The organism is Burkholderia sp. Ax-1724, from assembly GCF_011752995.1.
Lineage (GTDB): Bacteria > Pseudomonadota > Gammaproteobacteria > Burkholderiales > Burkholderiaceae > Paraburkholderia.
The window spans coordinates 135961-152092 of sequence record NZ_VWWL01000007.1; the positions used below are offsets into that span (position 1 = coordinate 135961).

At 65.8% G+C, this 16132-nt stretch carries 17 protein-coding genes and 1 pseudogene; 9 read left to right on the top strand and 9 right to left on the bottom strand.

Features of this window, described 5'->3' with window-relative positions; all coding sequences use genetic code 11:
• Window positions 1-124: 124 nt before the first annotated feature.
• The 6 genes and pseudogenes from F3J19_RS11110 to F3J19_RS11135 all read left to right on the top strand — a co-directional run bounded on the left by F3J19_RS11110 (window position 125) and on the right by F3J19_RS11135 (window position 6603).
• Window positions 125-862 (top strand): DUF2889 domain-containing protein, encoded by a 738-nt coding sequence (locus F3J19_RS11110; RefSeq protein WP_167040779.1) that lies wholly within the window; start codon window positions 125-127, stop codon window positions 860-862.
• On the top strand, window positions 859-2028 hold the full coding sequence (gene sucC, locus F3J19_RS11115; protein ID WP_167040782.1) for an ADP-forming succinate--CoA ligase subunit beta: 1170 nt from the start codon (window positions 859-861) through the stop codon (window positions 2026-2028). The genes F3J19_RS11110 and sucC overlap by 4 nt, the downstream gene beginning before the upstream one ends.
• A 111-nt stretch (window positions 2029-2139) precedes the next feature.
• The gene (sucD, locus tag F3J19_RS11120; protein ID WP_167040784.1) at window positions 2140-3021 is read left to right on the top strand and encodes a succinate--CoA ligase subunit alpha; all 882 of its coding nucleotides are present in this window, start codon (window positions 2140-2142) and stop codon (window positions 3019-3021) included.
• Between the two features lie 168 nt (window positions 3022-3189).
• Window positions 3190-3894: a TerC family protein gene (locus F3J19_RS11125; protein WP_167040787.1), complete on the top strand. Its 705-nt coding sequence runs from the start codon at window positions 3190-3192 to the stop codon at window positions 3892-3894.
• Window positions 3895-4075: 181 nt separating this feature from the next.
• A pseudogene (locus tag F3J19_RS11130) lies at window positions 4076-4683 on the top strand (pilin).
• Between the two features lie 135 nt (window positions 4684-4818).
• Window positions 4819-6603: a Wzy polymerase domain-containing protein gene (locus tag F3J19_RS11135; protein WP_167040790.1), complete on the top strand. Its 1785-nt coding sequence runs from the start codon at window positions 4819-4821 to the stop codon at window positions 6601-6603.
• Between the two features lie 129 nt (window positions 6604-6732).
• Here the strand turns inward: F3J19_RS11135 and F3J19_RS11140 are convergent, their stop codons facing one another.
• The 3 genes from F3J19_RS11140 to F3J19_RS33065 all read right to left on the bottom strand — a co-directional run bounded on the left by F3J19_RS11140 (window position 6733) and on the right by F3J19_RS33065 (window position 8055).
• Entirely contained in the window at window positions 6733-7083 is a 351-nt protein-coding gene (locus F3J19_RS11140) for a nucleotide pyrophosphohydrolase (protein ID WP_167040792.1), read from the bottom strand.
• A 58-nt stretch (window positions 7084-7141) separates the two neighbouring features.
• Window positions 7142-7621, bottom strand: coding sequence for a cyclic pyranopterin monophosphate synthase MoaC (gene moaC / locus F3J19_RS11145; RefSeq protein WP_167040796.1), 480 nt, complete (start codon window positions 7619-7621; stop codon window positions 7142-7144).
• Between the two features lie 173 nt (window positions 7622-7794).
• Entirely contained in the window at window positions 7795-8055 is a 261-nt protein-coding gene (locus F3J19_RS33065; RefSeq protein WP_345891025.1) for a hypothetical protein, read from the bottom strand.
• On the opposite strand from F3J19_RS33065, the gene F3J19_RS11150 reads away from it, so the two are divergent.
• Entirely contained in the window at window positions 8021-9718 is a 1698-nt protein-coding gene (locus F3J19_RS11150) for a M48 family metalloprotease (protein WP_345891024.1), read from the top strand. The genes F3J19_RS33065 and F3J19_RS11150 overlap by 35 nt on opposite strands.
• A 169-nt stretch (window positions 9719-9887) precedes the next feature.
• Here the strand turns inward: F3J19_RS11150 and F3J19_RS11155 are convergent, their stop codons facing one another.
• From F3J19_RS11155 to F3J19_RS11180, 6 genes are all read right to left on the bottom strand, one after another.
• Window positions 9888-10463 (bottom strand): DUF2946 family protein, encoded by a 576-nt coding sequence (locus F3J19_RS11155; RefSeq protein ID WP_167040802.1) that lies wholly within the window; start codon window positions 10461-10463, stop codon window positions 9888-9890.
• Entirely contained in the window at window positions 10456-11508 is a 1053-nt protein-coding gene (locus F3J19_RS11160; RefSeq protein WP_167040805.1) for a hydrolase, read from the bottom strand. Before F3J19_RS11160 ends, F3J19_RS11155 begins: the two co-directional genes overlap by 8 nt.
• Window positions 11509-11554: 46 nt before the next feature.
• A complete protein-coding gene (locus tag F3J19_RS11165; protein WP_167040808.1) occupies window positions 11555-12001 on the bottom strand; it encodes a nuclear transport factor 2 family protein in 447 nt (148 codons plus the stop codon).
• Window positions 12002-12169: 168 nt separating this feature from the next.
• Window positions 12170-13195 (bottom strand): lipopolysaccharide heptosyltransferase II, encoded by a 1026-nt coding sequence (gene waaF, locus F3J19_RS11170; RefSeq protein WP_167040811.1) that lies wholly within the window; start codon window positions 13193-13195, stop codon window positions 12170-12172.
• Window positions 13196-13454: 259 nt separating this feature from the next.
• Window positions 13455-13649, bottom strand: coding sequence for a zinc-finger domain-containing protein (locus F3J19_RS11175; RefSeq protein WP_167040814.1), 195 nt, complete (start codon window positions 13647-13649; stop codon window positions 13455-13457).
• 72 nt (window positions 13650-13721) lie between these two features.
• Window positions 13722-14645, bottom strand: coding sequence for a branched-chain amino acid transaminase (locus F3J19_RS11180; protein ID WP_167040817.1), 924 nt, complete (start codon window positions 14643-14645; stop codon window positions 13722-13724).
• Between the two features lie 237 nt (window positions 14646-14882).
• Here F3J19_RS11180 and F3J19_RS11185 point away from each other — a divergent pair, with 237 nt between their 5' ends.
• Both F3J19_RS11185 and F3J19_RS11190 read left to right on the top strand, forming a co-directional pair.
• Window positions 14883-15629, top strand: a complete 747-nt coding sequence (locus F3J19_RS11185) for an AzlC family ABC transporter permease (protein WP_167040820.1) — start codon at window positions 14883-14885, stop codon at window positions 15627-15629.
• Window positions 15626-15958, top strand: a complete 333-nt coding sequence (locus tag F3J19_RS11190) for an AzlD domain-containing protein (RefSeq protein ID WP_167040823.1) — start codon at window positions 15626-15628, stop codon at window positions 15956-15958. The genes F3J19_RS11185 and F3J19_RS11190 overlap by 4 nt, the downstream gene beginning before the upstream one ends.
• Window positions 15959-16132: the final 174 nt, after the last annotated feature.

Below are 16132 nucleotides of genomic sequence, written 5' to 3' on the forward strand. Positions count from 1 at the left end.
AAAAAGACAGGCGGGGCAGCGTTTTCCGCGCTACAGCCCAGCGGGCGGGGACGCAATCGGGACTGTCCCAAATACCCGTTATGCTAAAATCCGTAGGTTTTCCAATCCGGCCTTTCCTTCCCGCATGTCGCTCTCCCCGCCAGTGTCCCGTCAGTTGCGTCATCGTCGCGCAATCAGAGCGGAAGCTTACGAGCGAGCAGATGGCCTGTGGGACGTGGAAGCGTGCCTGACCGACAAAAAGCCGCGCGATGTGCAGCTTGCGTCGGGTGTCCGGCCCAATGGTCAGCCGATCCATGAGCTCTGGCTTCGCATCACGATCGATCGCAAGCTCAACGTCGTCGACGCCGAAGCGTCGTCCGACTGGGTGCCCTATCCGAGCTCGTGCCAGGCCAGCAATTCCGCCTATCGCGCCCTCATCGGGCTCAATCTGCTCCACAACTTCCGTCGCGATGCTGCCCGTTTGCTGGCCGGCACGGCTGGCTGCACGCATCTCACCGAGTTGTGCGCGGTCTTGCCGACCGCCGCGATTCAGGCGTTTGCCGGCGACGTGTGGAACACCGCTGACAGCGCATCGGGCGCGAACACGGGTTCAGGAGACGAATCGCCTGATAGCACGGGCGAGCATTCCAACGACAAACCGCCATTCCAGCTGGGACGCTGCCACGCGCTGCGTTTCGACGGCGAAGCGGTGCAACGGTTTTATCCGCGCTGGTATGGCCACGCGCCGCGCCCGGAGCAGCGCGCGGCCTCGTCAGGCGATGCGGCGGGCCGCGAGGCACAACGCGGCAGCGCGTCCGGCATGAACGGCGGCAGCGGAAACGAAGTTCAATCCAACTCTCAGACTGAAGGGAATCACGCATGAAGATTCACGAGTACCAGGGTAAGGAAATCCTGCGGAAATTCGGCGTCGCGGTACCGCGCGGCAAGCCGGTCTTCTCGGTGGATGATGCGGTCAAGGCCGCGCAGGAGCTGGGCGGCCCGGTGTGGGTCGTCAAGGCTCAGATCCACGCGGGTGGCCGTGGCAAGGGCGGCGGCGTGAAGGTCGCCAAGTCGCTGGAACAGGTTCGCGAGTATTCGGAACAGATCCTCGGCATGCAGCTCGTCACGCACCAGACCGGCCCGGAAGGCCAGAAGGTGAACCGCCTGCTGATCGAAGAAGGCGCTGACATCAAGAAGGAACTGTATGTCGGTCTCGTGATCGATCGCGTTTCGCAGAAGATCGTCGTGATGGCATCGAGCGAAGGCGGCATGGACGTCGAAGAAGTCGCGGAAAAGACGCCCGAGCTGATCCACAAGGTTGCCGTCGATCCGTCGACCGGCCTGAAGGATGCGGAAGCCGACGACCTCGCGAAGAAGATCGGCGTGCCCGACGCTTCGATCCCGCAAGCTCGCGCGATCCTGCAAGGCCTGTACAAGGCATTCTGGGAAACCGATGCATCGCTCGCCGAAATCAACCCGCTGATCCTGACCGGCGACGGCAAGGTCATCGCACTCGACGCGAAGTTCAACTTCGACTCGAACGCGCTGTTCCGTCACCCGGAAATCGTCGCTTACCGCGATCTGGACGAAGAAGATCCGGCTGAAATCGAAGCGTCGAAGTTCGACCTCGCATACATCTCGCTCGACGGCAACATCGGCTGCCTCGTGAACGGCGCTGGCCTCGCCATGGCAACGATGGACACCATCAAGCTGTTCGGCGGCGAACCGGCGAACTTCCTCGACGTCGGCGGTGGCGCGACGACCGAGAAGGTCACCGAAGCGTTCAAGATCATGCTGAAGAACCCGAACCTGACCGCGATTCTGGTCAACATCTTCGGCGGCATCATGCGCTGCGACGTGATCGCGGAAGGCGTGATCGCGGCGTCGAAGGCCGTGTCGCTGAAGGTGCCGCTCGTGGTCCGCATGAAGGGCACGAACGAAGACCTGGGCAAGAAGATGCTCGCCGAATCCGGTCTGCCGATCATCTCGGCCGACAGCATGGAAGAGGCGGCTCAGAAGGTCGTCGCGGCTGCTGCGGGCAAGGCGTAAGCCGGCCACAGCGCATACCAGACTACGAATGGCGGCGCGCGAGCGACGCGGGCGGGCTTCACGACGCCTTGCGGCGCCACGGCGCGACGCCAAACGAACAGAGGTTAATACATGTCGATTCTGATCAACAAAGACACCAAGGTCATCACGCAGGGCATCACCGGCAAGACCGGTCAGTTCCACACGCGTGCTTGCCGTGAGTATGCAAACGGCCGCGAAGCGTATGTCGCGGGCGTGAACCCGAAGCGCGCCGGCGAAGACTTCGAAGGCATTCCCATCTACGCGAGCGTCGCCGAAGCCAAGGCCGAAACGGGCGCGACCGTGTCGGTGATCTACGTGCCGCCGGCAGGTGCTGCCGCGGCGATCTGGGAAGCGGTCGAAGCCGACCTCGACCTCGCAATCTGCATTACGGAAGGCATTCCTGTCCGTGACATGATCGAGCTCAAGGCCCGCATGCGCGCGGAAAACCGCAAGACGCTGCTGCTCGGACCGAACTGCCCGGGCACGATCACGCCGGACGAACTGAAGATCGGCATCATGCCGGGTCACATCCACCGCAAGGGCCGCATCGGCGTCGTGTCGCGTTCGGGCACGCTGACGTACGAAGCAGTCGGCCAGCTGACCGCGATCGGCCTCGGCCAGTCGTCGGCAGTCGGTATCGGCGGCGACCCGATCAACGGTCTGAAGCACATCGACGTCATGAAGATGTTCAACGACGATCCGGATACGGACGCCGTCATCATGATCGGCGAAATCGGCGGTCCGGACGAGGCGAACGCCGCGCACTGGATCAAGGACAACATGAAGAAGCCGGTGGTCGGCTTCATCGCCGGCGTCACGGCGCCTCCGGGCAAGCGCATGGGCCACGCCGGCGCGCTGATCTCGGGCGGTGCGGACACCGCCGAAGCGAAGCTGGAAATCATGGACGCTTGCGGTATCAAGGTCACGAAGAACCCGTCGGAAATGGCGCGTCTTCTGAAGGCGATGCTGTAAATCGAAGAAATGTGCGTGCCGTCGCGGCACGCCTTTGATACGCTTACGAGGTCCTTTCGTGAGCGGGCGGTCCCGAAAAGCGGGGGAGTGCAGACTCCTCCGCTTTTTTTTGTCCGCGCGCATGCCGAGTTTCCGTCCGCTAGGCGGTTTTTTCCTATCCGGTCTCTCATGCTCGAATTCTTCTCGACGCTCAACTGGGGCGCGGTTTTCCAGATCATCGTCATCGACATTCTGCTCGGCGGCGACAACGCGGTCGTGATCGCGCTGGCCTGCCGCAATCTGCCGCCGTCGCAGCGCGTGCGCGGCGTGCTGTGGGGGACCGCCGGCGCGATCGTGCTGCGCGTCGTGCTGATCGCGTTCGCGGTCGTGCTGCTCGACGTGCCGCTGCTGAAGTTCGCGGGCGGTCTGCTGCTGCTGTGGATCGGCGTGCGTCTGCTCGTGCCCGCGCACGATGTGCATGAGAACGTCAAGCCTGCCGACAAGCTAATCTCGGCGATCAAAACCATCGTCGTCGCGGACGCGGTGATGAGCCTCGACAACGTGATCGCCATCGCGGGTGCGGCCGAGTCGGCCGCGCACGAGCATCGTCTTGCGCTCGTGATTTTCGGCCTCGTGGTGAGCATTCCGCTGATCGTGTGGGGCAGTCAGCTGATTCTCAAGCTGCTCGACCGCTTTCCGTTCATCGTGCTGTTCGGCGCGGCATTGCTCGGCTGGATCGCGGGCGGCCTGATGGTCAACGACCCGGCCGGCGACCGCTGGCCGATCCTCGACACGCCCGCCGCCGAATACGGGACGAGCGTCGCGGGGGCGCTGTTCGTCGTGATCGTCGGGTCTCTGCTGAAGCGCCGCAACGCGAGGCGCGCCGCGCTTTGACGGGGGCGCCGGGCGAGGAGATGCGCCGGGCGGGTTCGAGTGTGCCGGGCGGCTAACACGTCGGCACGTCGGCGCAACATTAGCCATCTGGCTGACTGTGAACCGCGCGCCTGGCTCGCTACGATTGAAACGCCTGTTCCCGATTCGCGGGCAGGCGTTTTTCGTATCAGGAGGTCTGCCAATGATCTTTACCTTGCCGTATCCCCCTTATTCCCAAGCCCAGGCCGCGCGTTCCTCGTGCCTCTCCCGCTGCGTGCGCTGGCGCCCGAACTGGCCCGCGCGGCTCGCGCGCATCCGCGATCGCTGGGGCGTCGGCTTCACGCTGATCGAGCTGATGATCGTGCTCGCGATCGTCGGCGTGATCGCGGCCTATGCGATTCCCGCGTATCAGGACTATCTGGCGCGCAGCCGGGTCGGCGAGGGCTTGTCGCTCGCGTCCTCGGCGCGGCTCGCGGTGGCCGAAAACGCCGCGAGCGGCAATGCGTTCAGCGGCGGTTATGCGTCGCCGCCCGCCACGCGCAATGTCGAGTCCATTCAGATCGACGACGACACCGGCCAGATCACGATCGCGTTCACGACGCGCGTCGCGCCGGCCGGTTCGAACACGCTGACGCACCGACCGCGCGCGTCGCCTTGAACAAGGACGCGGTGCAGAGCGGTGCGCTCACATGGGAGTGTTTTGCGGGCGGCAAGGCGGCGTCGTCGTTGCCGGCACCGGGCGCGGGACCCGCGCCGGTCGACGCGCCGACGCTCGCGGCGAATCTGGCGCCGCCGGAATGCCGCTCCTGAGCGGTCGGCTGACTCCGCGCCGCAACAGGGACGCCACGTAAAACGCTGATTTTTGGGCTATTTCGGCCGGGCCGGCGCACAGCGCAAGGAATTTTTTGTATAGTGCGCCGGTTGCCGACGCCCACCGTTGATTCGATGCCCACCCCTTTCGCGCGTTACCTGTCTCTCGTCCTATTGGCTCTCGCGTTGGTGCTGCCTTATGCGGTTTCCAACCATACGTATCCGATCCCGACCTTCTACGCCGAATTCACCGCGTTCGCGCTGTATCTGCTGATGGGCGCCGCGGTCGTGCTGCTCGTCGCGAGCGCAAGGCCGCGCGTGACGTTCGCGTCGCCGGCGGTCGCGCTGGTGCCGCTGCTGTTCGGTCTCGTGCTGGTCGTGCAGACGTTCGTGCTGCCGGTCGCACAGCCGTCGATGAACTGGCTCGGCGCCGGCTTCCTGCTCGCCGCGTTCATGGCCGTGCATGCGGGCTACGGCTTCGCGCGCGCGAAGCTCGATGAAACCGCGTTGCGCTGGGCGGCCGGGGCGTTGATCGCGGGCGGCCTGTTTGCGGTGTTCAGCCAGGTGATCCAGCTGTTCCATCTCGAGACGCGCGTGGCGCCGCTCGTGGTCGCCTATAACGTGACCGTCGAGCGCCGGCCGTTCGGCAACATGGCGCAGGCGAACCACCTCGCCACCTATATCTCGTTCGCGATGGCGGGCGCGCTGTATCTCGTGCAGACGCGGCGCATCGCCGTGCCGGTCTGGTTGCTCGTGTCGACGATTTTCTCGGCCGGACTCGCGCTGACCGTCTCGCGCGGTCCGTGGCTGCAAATGGGCGTGATCGTCGTTGCCGGTTTCTGGATGGCGTTCGCGCAGATGCGCAACGAGCCGCGCCTGCGCCGCGGCAACCGCGAGTGGCTGATTCCGATCGTGCTCGCGGTGCTGTTCTTCGTGGTCAATGCGCTGATCCGCTGGGCCAACGTGCGCTATCACCTCGAACTCGGGCAGTCGGCGGCCGAGCGCTTCCAGGACGCCGGCCAGATCGCGCCGCGCCTCGCGCTATGGAAATACGGCTGGACGATGTTCAAGGCGCATCCGCTGCTCGGCGTCGGCTGGGGCGAATTCCCGAACTACCAGTTCGAACTCGTGAAGACGTTGGGCGGCGTCGAAATCGCCAACAACTCGCACGACATCTTTATCGATCTGCTCGCGAAGACCGGCTTGATCGGTCTCGCGATCGTGCTGCTCGGTCTCGTCGCGTGGCTCGCGCGCGTCGTGCGCGCGCCGCAGAGCGCGGCGCGCGTGTTCGGCGTTGCGCTGATCGGCGTGCTGACGATGCACGCGCTCGTCGAATATCCGCAGCAATACATGTTCTTCCTGCTGCCCGCCATGTTCGTATTCGGCCTGCTCGAAACGCGGCCGCTACGCATCGTTCCCGAGCGCGTGTCGCTGGGCGTGTTTGCGGTGGTCGTGTTCGGCGGGCTGGCTTCGCTGTATCCGGTCTATCGCGACTATGCGCGCGCCGAGGTGCTGTATTACGGCGCGCGTCCGGCCGAGCAGTACGGCGCCGATCCGTCGTTCCTGTTCGGCTCGTGGGGCGAATACGGCCTCGCGACATTGCAGCCGATGAATTCCGCGAACCTGCAACACAAGCTCGAGATGCACCGGCGGGCGATCGCGCTGCTGCCGGGCGAAACGGTGCTGCGTCGTTACGCGGTATTGCAGGCCTTGAGCGGCGATACCGCGGCGGCGCTCGACACGGTCGAACGCCTGAGAATTTTTGCCGAGGAGCTGAAGGACTGGCCGGCGCAGTTGGGCTATCTGTACGAACTGGTCGACGAGCAGAAGTCGCTCGCCGGTTTCCGGGAAGAACTGGTCAAGCGCTACGGCAAGCCGTCGGCCGACGCGGCGCAGGATGACGACGATAGCGACGATTGACGGCGGCGCACGGTCTGTATCGGCCTTTTTTGCAGAGGGCTCCTCGCATCGCTCGTTCGGTTAAGGTTAGGGTTAAGGGCGTTCATGGAAGCTTGCGCGATTCGCTTCATGCGCGAAAGCTTCCGCCCGTCAGAGCTCCGAATATTTCGTGGACCTGCCTTTCGCCTTGTCGGCGGGATAGCGCTCTTCGTTCAGTTCGAGCTTTTCCGCCGCCGCTTCGACGAGATCGAAGCCGGCGGCATCGGCAACCAGCAGCAGGTACATGAGCACGTCGGCGCATTCGTGCCGCAGGTTCTTCATTTGCGTCGGATCGCGGAGCAATGCTTCGATGTCCGCATCGGTCTTCCACTGGATCGTTTCCAGCAACTCGCCGGCCTCGATGCTCGTGGAGACGATCAGGTTGCGCAGCGTGTGAAACTGCTGCCAGTCGCGAGCGTCGCGGAAGGCCAGTAATTGCTCGCGCAGTTTGTCGATGGTCATGTCCTTATCCTGGTGGTCGCCGGGCGCGGTGTCGGATCGAGCCCGATGAAATACGCGCTCAATCCTGCGCGACCCAATCCCCCGATTTGCCGCCATGCTTTTCCATCACCCTCACATCCGTGATGGTCATGCCGCGATCGACGGCCTTGCACATGTCGTACACGGTCAGAAGCCCGACCTGCACGGCCGTCAGCGCTTCCATCTCGACGCCCGTTCGTCCGAGCGTTTCCGCCTGAACCGTGCAATGCACGCCAGGCAGCGTTTCGTCGAGTTCGAAGTCGGCTTTCACGCGAGTCAGCGCGAGCGGATGGCATAGCGGAATCAGATCGGCGGTGCGCTTCGAGCCCTGGATCGCCGCGATGCGCGCAATGCCGATTACATCGCCCTTCCTGGCGTTGCCGTCGCGGATCAGCGCGAACGTTTCCGGCAGCATGCGGATCGAACCCCGCGCGATCGCGATGCGCTTCGTTTCCTGCTTGCCGCCGACGTCCACCATATGCGCCTCGCCGGCCGCATTGAAATGAGTGAGTTCAGGCATGGTTGGCTCCTTCAGAGGGCGCCTATCATAGCAGTGCGCCCGTTGCGCGGCGCGGCGACCGGATCGCCCCTGAAGCGCCGCCACGACTGATTACAATTGCGCTGAGTGCTGCCCCGCGCCGTCCTCATGTCCGCTATCTTAGTCTGGGCCGCGCGCGTCGCTTTTCGACTTCGTCAGACCGGCTCCTCGATGCGTCCAAAACGGTTTCTCGCTGCGTTGCTGTCGATCGCGCTGGCCGTGCCGCCGGGCGCGTTCGCGCAGGCGAGCAGCGCTTCAGCCGGCGCATTGGGTAGCACCTCGGGCATCGCATCGAACAGTGCATCGAGAAGTGCTTCAGGTGGCCCATCAAGCAACACAGCGAGCAGCCCATCAAACACTCCCCCGGCCATCCCGTCGAGCATCACGTCGAATACCGCGTCCGGTATCGCGCTCAACCCGCAATCCAGCGAAGCGCCGCTCGTCAGCGGTCCGGCCGATAGCTACGCCGATCCGATCCTGCCGCAGGACATCGCGCCAGGCGTGTTCGGCACATATGGCGGCGCGCAAAGCCGCTTCTCGAACGGCAACAGCGGCAATAGCGGCAACAACCGCAACAGCGCCAACACGGGCCGCGCCGGCAGCAACGGCTGGCGCGCGCCGATCGCCGCGCAGCAGTTGCCCGATCTCGGCAGCGGCGGCGCCGGTTCGCTGACGCCGCAGGCCGAGCGCAAGCTCGGCGAGCGCGTGATGCGCGAGCTGCGACGCGATCCCGACTATCTCGAAGACTGGCTCGTGCGCGACTACCTCAACTCGGTCTCGGGCAAGCTCGCGGCGGCGGCCAACGCGCTGTACATCGGCGGCTATCGTCCGGACTTCGATCTGTTCGCGGTGCGCGACGCGCAGATCAACGCGTTTTCGCTGCCGGGCGGCTTCATCGGCGTGAACACGGGGCTGATCGTGGCGACGCAGACCGAATCCGAACTCGCCTCGGTGCTCGGTCACGAGATGGGGCACGTCCTGCAACGCCATATCTCGCGGATGATCTCGAACGGCGAGCGCAGTACCTACGCGGCGCTCGCCGGCATGCTGTTCGGCGTGCTGGCGGGCGTGCTCGCGCACAGCGGCGATCTCGGCAGCGCGATCGCGCTCGGCGGCGAGGCGTACGCGGTCGACAGCCAGTTGCGCTTCTCGCGTTCGGCCGAGCAGGAAGCGGACCGCGTCGGCTTTCTGCTGCTCGCGGGCTCCGGCTACGACCCGTATGCGATGCCGACGTTCTTCCACCGGCTCGAGCGCGCGGCGATGAACGACAACGGCATGCCGGCCTATGCGCGTACGCATCCGCTGACGGGCGAGCGGATCGCCGACATGGAAGATCGCGCGCGCCGCGCGCCGTACCGGCAGCCGCATCAGGACCCCGAATACGGCTTTGTGCGGGCGCGCGCGCGTCTCCTGCAAGGCCACTCGCGCAGCGATTACGCCGATGAAATCTCGCGGCTGCACTCGGAAATCGACGAGCGCACGGCGCTCAACGTCGCCGCGAACTGGTACGGCATCGCGTATGGGCAGATGCTGCTGGAGCGTGACGACGACGCCACGGCGGCGCTCGCCAACGCGCGCGCGACGTTCACGGCGAGCGAGCGCGCCGAGGGCGAACCCGAGCGCAGCTCGCCGAGCCTCGACGTGCTCGCGGCCGACATCGCGCGGCGCGCCGGTCACGACGACGAAGCCGTACGGCTCGCCGATTTCGCGCAGAAGCGCTGGCCGCAGTCGAATGCCGCGATCGACATGCATATCCGCACGCTGCTGACCTTGCGGCGTTTCGCCGAGGCGCAGGCGCTCGCGAAGCGGGAGACGGCGGCGCATCCCGATCAGCCCGCGTGGTGGCTCTATCTCGCGCAGGCCGGCGCGGGCAGTGGCGACGTGTTGACCCAGCATCGCGCGATGGCGGAGAAGTTTGCGCTGGAGGGGGCATGGCCGTCGGCGATCCGGCAATTGAAGGACGCGCGCGATCTGAAGACGATCGGCTATTACGATCTCGCGACCGTCGACGCGCGTCTGCACGAGATGGAGAACCGCTACAAGGAAGAACGGCTCGACGAGAAGGGGGAAGGGGTGTGAGCTTGCCGTCGGCGCGCATGAAGCGAAGCGCCTTCTGCGAGACGAAGAACGGTGACTGACGGTGGTTCGTGGGGAAGCGTCAGTCTGGTCAGTCAGGCTCCGATGCCGGGCTCGGCCGACAGAAGCCTGCCTCGGCGCGTGCCTCAGATCAGTGCCTCAAACCCGCACCTCAAACCCCCGCCGCTGGACTCGCGACGAACCCGAACCGCGCCGCCACTTCATCGCGCCGCACGCTTTGCAGCGGCAACGCGACCTGATCGTTCCAATGGAATTCGCCGCTCAGCGTATCGTCGCCGGCGAGCGTCGCGTGATCGGAGAAGAGTTCCAGGTCGTGATCGTGCAGCGTCGCGATCCGTGCCGGCTCCGAGCGATCGGCGAACAGAACGCCGCCGTCTTCATCGACGAATACCGCCGCTGGTTCGAACGCACCGCCGCCCTGGTCGTGCAACGCGAGTGAGCCATCGGCTGCCGCGGACAACCTCACCACCCACGGCGTATACGCAAGCTCGACGTACACACGCTGCGGCCCGTTCTGGAAAAACCACTGGCCGCGCTCGTCGGCCTCGTAGTTGCGGTTGATGAAGCCGAGCAGCGCTTCATGACGGATCGCCACGCCCGGCGAGCCGCTTGCCTGGGCCGCTTCGTCGCGCATGCGCCAGTTGCCGCGCCGGTCGAGCATGAGCCAGCCGGTGCAGCTCGGCACGTTCGGCCATTTGGCGAGAGCCTGTTTGACGATGTCATCCATGATCGACGTGACGCTCCAGATAGCCGAACACGCGCCGCGAGAGCCAGTCGATGCGGCCCGGGAACGGCCCGGTCATGAAACCCGCGTGGCCGCCGTGTTCGGGTTGATAGAGTTCGACCGCCGCCGACACCTCGTGCCGCGACGGCAGCGCCTCGGCCGGCAGGAACGGATCGTTGCGCGCGTTGAGCACGAGCGTCGGCACCTCGATGTGCGGCAGCAGCGGGCGCGTGGTTGCGCGGCTCCAGTAGTCGTCAGTATCGCGAAAGCCGTGCAGCGGCGCGGTCACGACGTTGTCGAATTCGTACATCGTGCGGCTTGCGAGCATCGCGTCGCGATCGAACAGCCCCGGAAACTGTTCGAGCTTCTGGCTGGCCTTCTGCTTGAGCGTTTTCAGGAAGCTGCGCGTGTAGACGAGGCCGAAGCCCTGCGACAAGGCGCGGCCGCCCGCATGCACGTCGATCGGCGTCGAAATCGCGGCGGCCGCCGATACCACTCTCGCCGCGTCCTCGCGCTGCTCGCCGAGCCAGCGCAGCAGCACGTTGCCGCCGAGCGACACGCCCGCCGCGACGACCGGCCCGCGATGCGCGGCGCGCAGTCGGCGCAGGACCCAGTCGACCTCGGCGCTGTCGGCGAGATGGTAGAAGCGCGGCAGACGATTCAGCGGGCCGCTACAGCTGCGAAAGTGCGGCACCACGCCGTGCCAGCCATATTCGCGCGCGGCCGCCATCAGCGTGGCCGCGTAATGCGAGCCCGAACTGCCTTCGAGGCCGTGAAACAGCACGAAGAGCGGCGCGGTATCGGCGGGCGGGCTGTCGTGCGCGACCCAGTCGAGATCGATGAAATCGCCGTCGGGCGTGTCCCAGCGCTCGCGGCGAAACGACACCGCGGGGCGGCGCGCGAACAGCGAAGGGACGATGGTTTGCGCATGCCGGTTCGGCAGCCAGAGCGGCGCGCGGTACAGCAGTTCGACGCTCGCCTCGACGGCCGCCGCGACCTTCGTGGAAGCCGGGACGGGGGAAGCGGATTTGTCGTGCGTCGAACTCATGCCTGCATGAAAACGGAAAGCGTCGATCCGAAGTGGCGCCGCGCGCTCAATGCAGCGGACCTTGCCCGTGCCGCATCTTCGTGGCGAACTGGCTCGCGGTTTCGTTCGGCATCGGGCTCGCGTGAATGTGCGCGATGCGCCATTCGCCGCGCTCGTGAACCATCACGTAAGTGGTGAAAACCATCGCGGGCGTGGCGGTCGGGCCAGCCGGGCGATGCGCCTCGGCAATCGCATAGACCACGGTGCCGAGGCTGTCGTAGACGCGGATGTCGAGCGGCTCGATCAACACCGGCGCCGCTTCGAGCTGGGTCTGCAAGCCGGCGCGGATACTGTCGAGCCCATGCAGGTGCGAGCCGTCCGCGCAGATGCAGCTCACGAACTCCTCGTCGATCCACAAGCCCATCAAGCTGTCGATATTGACCTCGGCGACGGCCTGATAGTAGGCGTTCAGGGTATCGGCGGCGGCTTCGAAGATATGGGCAAAACGTGGCATGGCTCGTCAGTCTCTTGTGCGCGGCGCGCGGTTGAGGATCGGCGGTCAGCGGGATGGTCCGGCGCGCCGGACCATCGCTCCCCGGCGCCAGCTTGCCCGCGCCGCAAGGCGCGAACATGACGCGACGCACTCGGGGGCGTGCGGTGTTGCGTGCAAGTATCAGTCGGCTCAGCGCTGCGCGAGCAGCATGCCGCGCAAATCGCCGAACACCTGCTCGGCGCTCAACTGTTTCAGGCAGTTCAGATGGCCGAGCGGACACTCGCGCTCAAAACAGGGGCTGCATTCGAGATGGAGCCATTGTACCTTCGCGAGCTCGGACAAGGGCGGCGTGTGGCGCGGATCGGTCGAGCCGTACACGGCCACGAGCGGGCGGCGCAGCGCGGCGGCCACGTGCATGAGACCGGAGTCGTTGGTGACGACCGCGTTGGCTCGCGAGATCAGCGCGCAAGCTTCGCCGAGCGCGGTCTGGCCGCACAGGTTGCGCACGTTCGGGGCTTTCTCGGCGATCGCCTGGGCGAGCGGCGCATCTTTTGGCGAACCGAGCGCGACGATCTGCGTGTACGGGAACGACTGGCCGACCATTTGCGCGAGCGCGGCGAAGTGCTCGGTCGGCCAGCGCTTCGCGGCACCGTATTCGGCACCCGGGCAGAACACGAGCAGCGGCACGCGCGTATCGAGATTGAAGCGCGCCGAGACGCGCGACGCCTCGTTCAGGTCCGCGTCGAGGCGCGGCATCGGCAGGTCCTCGGGAACCTTGGCGCCGGGCGCGTAGGCGAGGGCCGCGTAATGGCCGACCATTGGCGGGCGCTCGTCCTTGCGCGGATTCGCGTGGCGCACGTTGAGCACGCCGTAGCGGCTCTCGCCGCTATAGCCGATGCGCAGCGGGATGCCCGCCAGCCACGGAATCAGCGCCGACTTGAACGAGTTCGGCAGCACGTAGGCCGCGTCGTAGCCGACATCGCGCAAGTCGCTCGACAACTGCCAGCGGCGCAGCATCTGCAGCTTGCCGTGCGCGAGGTCGGTGGCGTAAACGTCGCGGATTTCCGGCATGCGTTCGAGCACGGGCGCGACCCAGGTGGGCGCGACCGCGTCGATGACGATGCGCGGATGCAATTTCACGAGGCGCGCAAACAGCGGCTGCGCCATCAATGCGTCACCGATCCAGTTCGGTGCGATAACCAACGCGCGACGCATCAGAGTGAGTGTCCGGTATCGATAAGAAGCGCCGCGCGCGCAATGCGCGTGGCGTTCGGATGGGTCAAAAGGGGAAAGCCGAAAACCGCGCGGCATGTAGCCGTTTGCCCTGACACGCCGGGGTGGCGGTTCGGGCTCGCGGCGCGGCTGCGCGGGTAATCGGCTCGTATGAAGGGCTCGTGCCGGTTTCGGCGGCGCGGGTGTCGTCGTGAAACCGTCGCGCTGCTGAAGCCGGCCGAAGCCGCTCGATAAGCCGTGCCTAGTGGCCCCTGATTACTTCGCCGTCGCGCAGCTTGTAGCGCGTGCTGCAGTACGGGCAGCGCGCTTCGCCGTGCGTGACGTCGATGAAGACGCGCGGATGCGCGCTCCAGCGCGGCATGGCCGGGTTCGGACAATACGCCGGCAGGTCCTTTGCCGACAGTTCGACCAGCGGCATTTCCTTGATTTCGCTCATGAGATTCTCGTTGTATGCGGGGGGCGGTCAGAGCGCCGCCGGCGAGCGGCGCAGCGCATCCTGGAACTTCGCTCAGATTCGGGTCAGCCAGTGCGCGTACTTCGGATTCTTGCCGTTCACGACGTCGAAGAAGGCCGCTTGCAGCTTCTCGGTGATCGGGCCGCGCGCGCCGGCGCCGATCGTGCGGTTGTCGAGCTCGCGGATCGGCGTGACTTCGGCGGCGGTGCCGGTGAAGAACGCTTCGTCGCAGGTATAGACCTCGTCGCGCGTGATGCGCTTTTCGATGACCTGCAGGCCCATGTCGCGCGCGAGCGTGATGACGGTGTCGCGCGTGATGCCGTCGAGGCACGACGACAGATCGGGCGTGTACAGCTTGCCGTTGTTGACGAGGAAGAAGTTCTCGCCCGAGCCTTCCGACACGTAGCCGTCGACGTCGAGCAGCAGCGCTTCGTCGTAGCCGTCGGCGATCGCTTCCTGGTTCGCGAGAATCGAGTTCACATACCAGCCCGACGCCTTCGCGCGCACCATCGACACGTTCACGTGGTGGCGCGTGAACGACGAGGTCTTCACGCGGATGCCCTTGGTCATGCCGTCTTCGCCGAGGTACGCGCCCCACGGCCAGGCGGCGATCGCGACGTGAATCGTATTGCCCTTGGCCGACACGCCGAGCTTTTCCGAGCCGACCCAGATGATCGGGCGCAGATAGCACGACTCGAGCTTGTTCTCGCGGACCACTTCGCGTTGCGCGGCGGCGAGCGTTTCATGGTCGAACGGCACGTCCATCTGGAAAATCTTGGCCGAGTTCAGCAGGCGCTTGGTGTGCTCCTGCAGGCGGAAGATCGCGGTGGCGCCGTCGGCCGTCTTGTAAGCGCGCACGCCCTCGAATACGCCCATGCCGTAGTGCAGCGTGTGGGTGAGCACGTGGATCTTGGCATCGCGCCAGTCGATGAGCTTGCCATCCATCCAGATCTTGCCGTCGCGGTCGGCCATTGACATACGATTCTCCAGCGGGTGCGTTATGAGGTGTGGCGGCGTGTGGCGGCGAGCGCCAAGGCATGGCCAGGAGCGCTATTTTAGCGTCATTTGCACACACAACGGGCATTTGAGCGTATCCCGGACGCTATAATCCTGCGCACGCATAAATCGAATCCGGATGCGCCAGCGGGTGGGCTCGCAACCTGGCGCCGACCTGTTCTTCCTGGCGGCGTCCCTCGCGCCGGCGCCCTTCGCCTCATGCTCGCTCGACTGTCCGATACCGATCGCCGCGCTTTCCGTGAGGGCGCGCGCGACTATACCCCCACGCTGATGGCGATTTTCTCGTGGGGCCTCGTCACCGGTATCGCGATGAGCAAGTCCGTGCTCACGCTGCCGCAGGCGCTCACGATGTCGCTGCTGTGCTACGCCGGTTCGTCGCAACTGGCGGTGCTGCCGCTTCTCGCCGCGAAGCTGCCGGTCTGGACCGCGCTGCTGACCGCGGCAATGGTCAATACCCGCTTCGTGATCTTCAGCGCCGGCCTCGCGCCGCACTTCTCCTATCTGCCGATGTGGCGGCGCATCCTGCTCGGCTATTTCAACGGCGACGTGATCTATCTGCTGTTCCAGAAGAAGAGCTTTCCCACCGGCTACGTGCCCGGCAAGGAGGCGTATTTCTGGGGCATGGCCGTGTCGAGCTGGCTGTCGTGGCAGGTCTCGTCGATCGTCGGCATCCTGCTCGCGAGCCTGATTCCCGATAACTGGGGGCTCGCGCTCGCGGGCACGCTCGCGCTGCTGCCGATCATGGTGTCGGCGATCGCGACGCGCTCGACGATGGTCGCCGTGGCGGTCGCCGGCATCGTCTCGCTGCTCGCTTTCGACCTGCCGTACCGGCTCGCGCTGCCGCTCGCGGTGATCGCGGCGATCGTCGCCGGCAGCGCGGCCGACCTCATGATCGAGCGGGCGGACCTGCGCCGCATCCGCGACCGCGCTGGAGACGCCCCATGACCTCGACGCAGATCTGGCTCGCGATTGCCGGCATGACCTTCGTCACCGCGCTCACGCGCGCGCTGTTCCTGATCGGCGGCGAGCGCACGGTGCTGCCGGCGCGCGTGCAGCGCATGATGCGCTACGCACCCGCCGCGGCGCTCGCGGCCGTGGTGCTGCCCGACGTGCTGGCGACCCCCGGGGGTTTGTCGTTCGCGCCGTCGAATCACGAGTTCTACGCGACGCTCGCCGGTCTCGGCTGGTTCCTGTGGCGCCGCACCATGCTCGGCACGATCGTCACCGGGATGGTCGTGTTCACGTTGCTGCGCGTCCTCATGCTGCTCGTGTGACGGGGTGCGGCGCCGATGCTGCGGCGCGGTATCGGCGCTGGCGCGGCCAAATACGGGAGATTCGCGCCATCGCGGGTCAGAAGGCCGTTTGGATCAGTTAAAATGCCGCTTTCCGGGTTGAGCGCGCCGCAGCAAGGCGCCCGTGCCGCGGCGATCCCGCCGGCGCCCAATCCC

Excerpts from the sequence above, each read along its gene's own strand:
- F3J19_RS11110 (WP_167040779.1), top strand. The coding sequence starts at position 125 with ATGTCGCTCTCCCCGCCAGTGTCCCGTCAGTTGCGTCATCGTCGCGCA.
- sucC (WP_167040782.1), top strand. The coding sequence starts at position 859 with ATGAAGATTCACGAGTACCAGGGTAAGGAAATCCTGCGGAAATTCGGC.
- sucD (WP_167040784.1), top strand. The coding sequence starts at position 2,140 with ATGTCGATTCTGATCAACAAAGACACCAAGGTCATCACGCAGGGCATC.
- F3J19_RS11125 (WP_167040787.1), top strand. The coding sequence starts at position 3,190 with ATGCTCGAATTCTTCTCGACGCTCAACTGGGGCGCGGTTTTCCAGATC.
- F3J19_RS11135 (WP_167040790.1), top strand. The coding sequence starts at position 4,819 with ATGCCCACCCCTTTCGCGCGTTACCTGTCTCTCGTCCTATTGGCTCTC.
- F3J19_RS11140 (WP_167040792.1), bottom strand. The coding sequence starts at position 7,083 with ATGACCATCGACAAACTGCGCGAGCAATTACTGGCCTTCCGCGACGCT.
- moaC (WP_167040796.1), bottom strand. The coding sequence starts at position 7,621 with ATGCCTGAACTCACTCATTTCAATGCGGCCGGCGAGGCGCATATGGTG.
- F3J19_RS11155 (WP_167040802.1), bottom strand. The coding sequence starts at position 10,463 with ATGGATGACATCGTCAAACAGGCTCTCGCCAAATGGCCGAACGTGCCG.
- F3J19_RS11160 (WP_167040805.1), bottom strand. The coding sequence starts at position 11,508 with ATGAGTTCGACGCACGACAAATCCGCTTCCCCCGTCCCGGCTTCCACG.
- F3J19_RS11165 (WP_167040808.1), bottom strand. The coding sequence starts at position 12,001 with ATGCCACGTTTTGCCCATATCTTCGAAGCCGCCGCCGATACCCTGAAC.
- waaF (WP_167040811.1), bottom strand. The coding sequence starts at position 13,195 with ATGCGTCGCGCGTTGGTTATCGCACCGAACTGGATCGGTGACGCATTG.
- F3J19_RS11175 (WP_167040814.1), bottom strand. The coding sequence starts at position 13,649 with ATGAGCGAAATCAAGGAAATGCCGCTGGTCGAACTGTCGGCAAAGGAC.
- F3J19_RS11180 (WP_167040817.1), bottom strand. The coding sequence starts at position 14,645 with ATGTCAATGGCCGACCGCGACGGCAAGATCTGGATGGATGGCAAGCTC.
- F3J19_RS11185 (WP_167040820.1), top strand. The coding sequence starts at position 14,883 with ATGCTCGCTCGACTGTCCGATACCGATCGCCGCGCTTTCCGTGAGGGC.
- F3J19_RS11190 (WP_167040823.1), top strand. The coding sequence starts at position 15,626 with ATGACCTCGACGCAGATCTGGCTCGCGATTGCCGGCATGACCTTCGTC.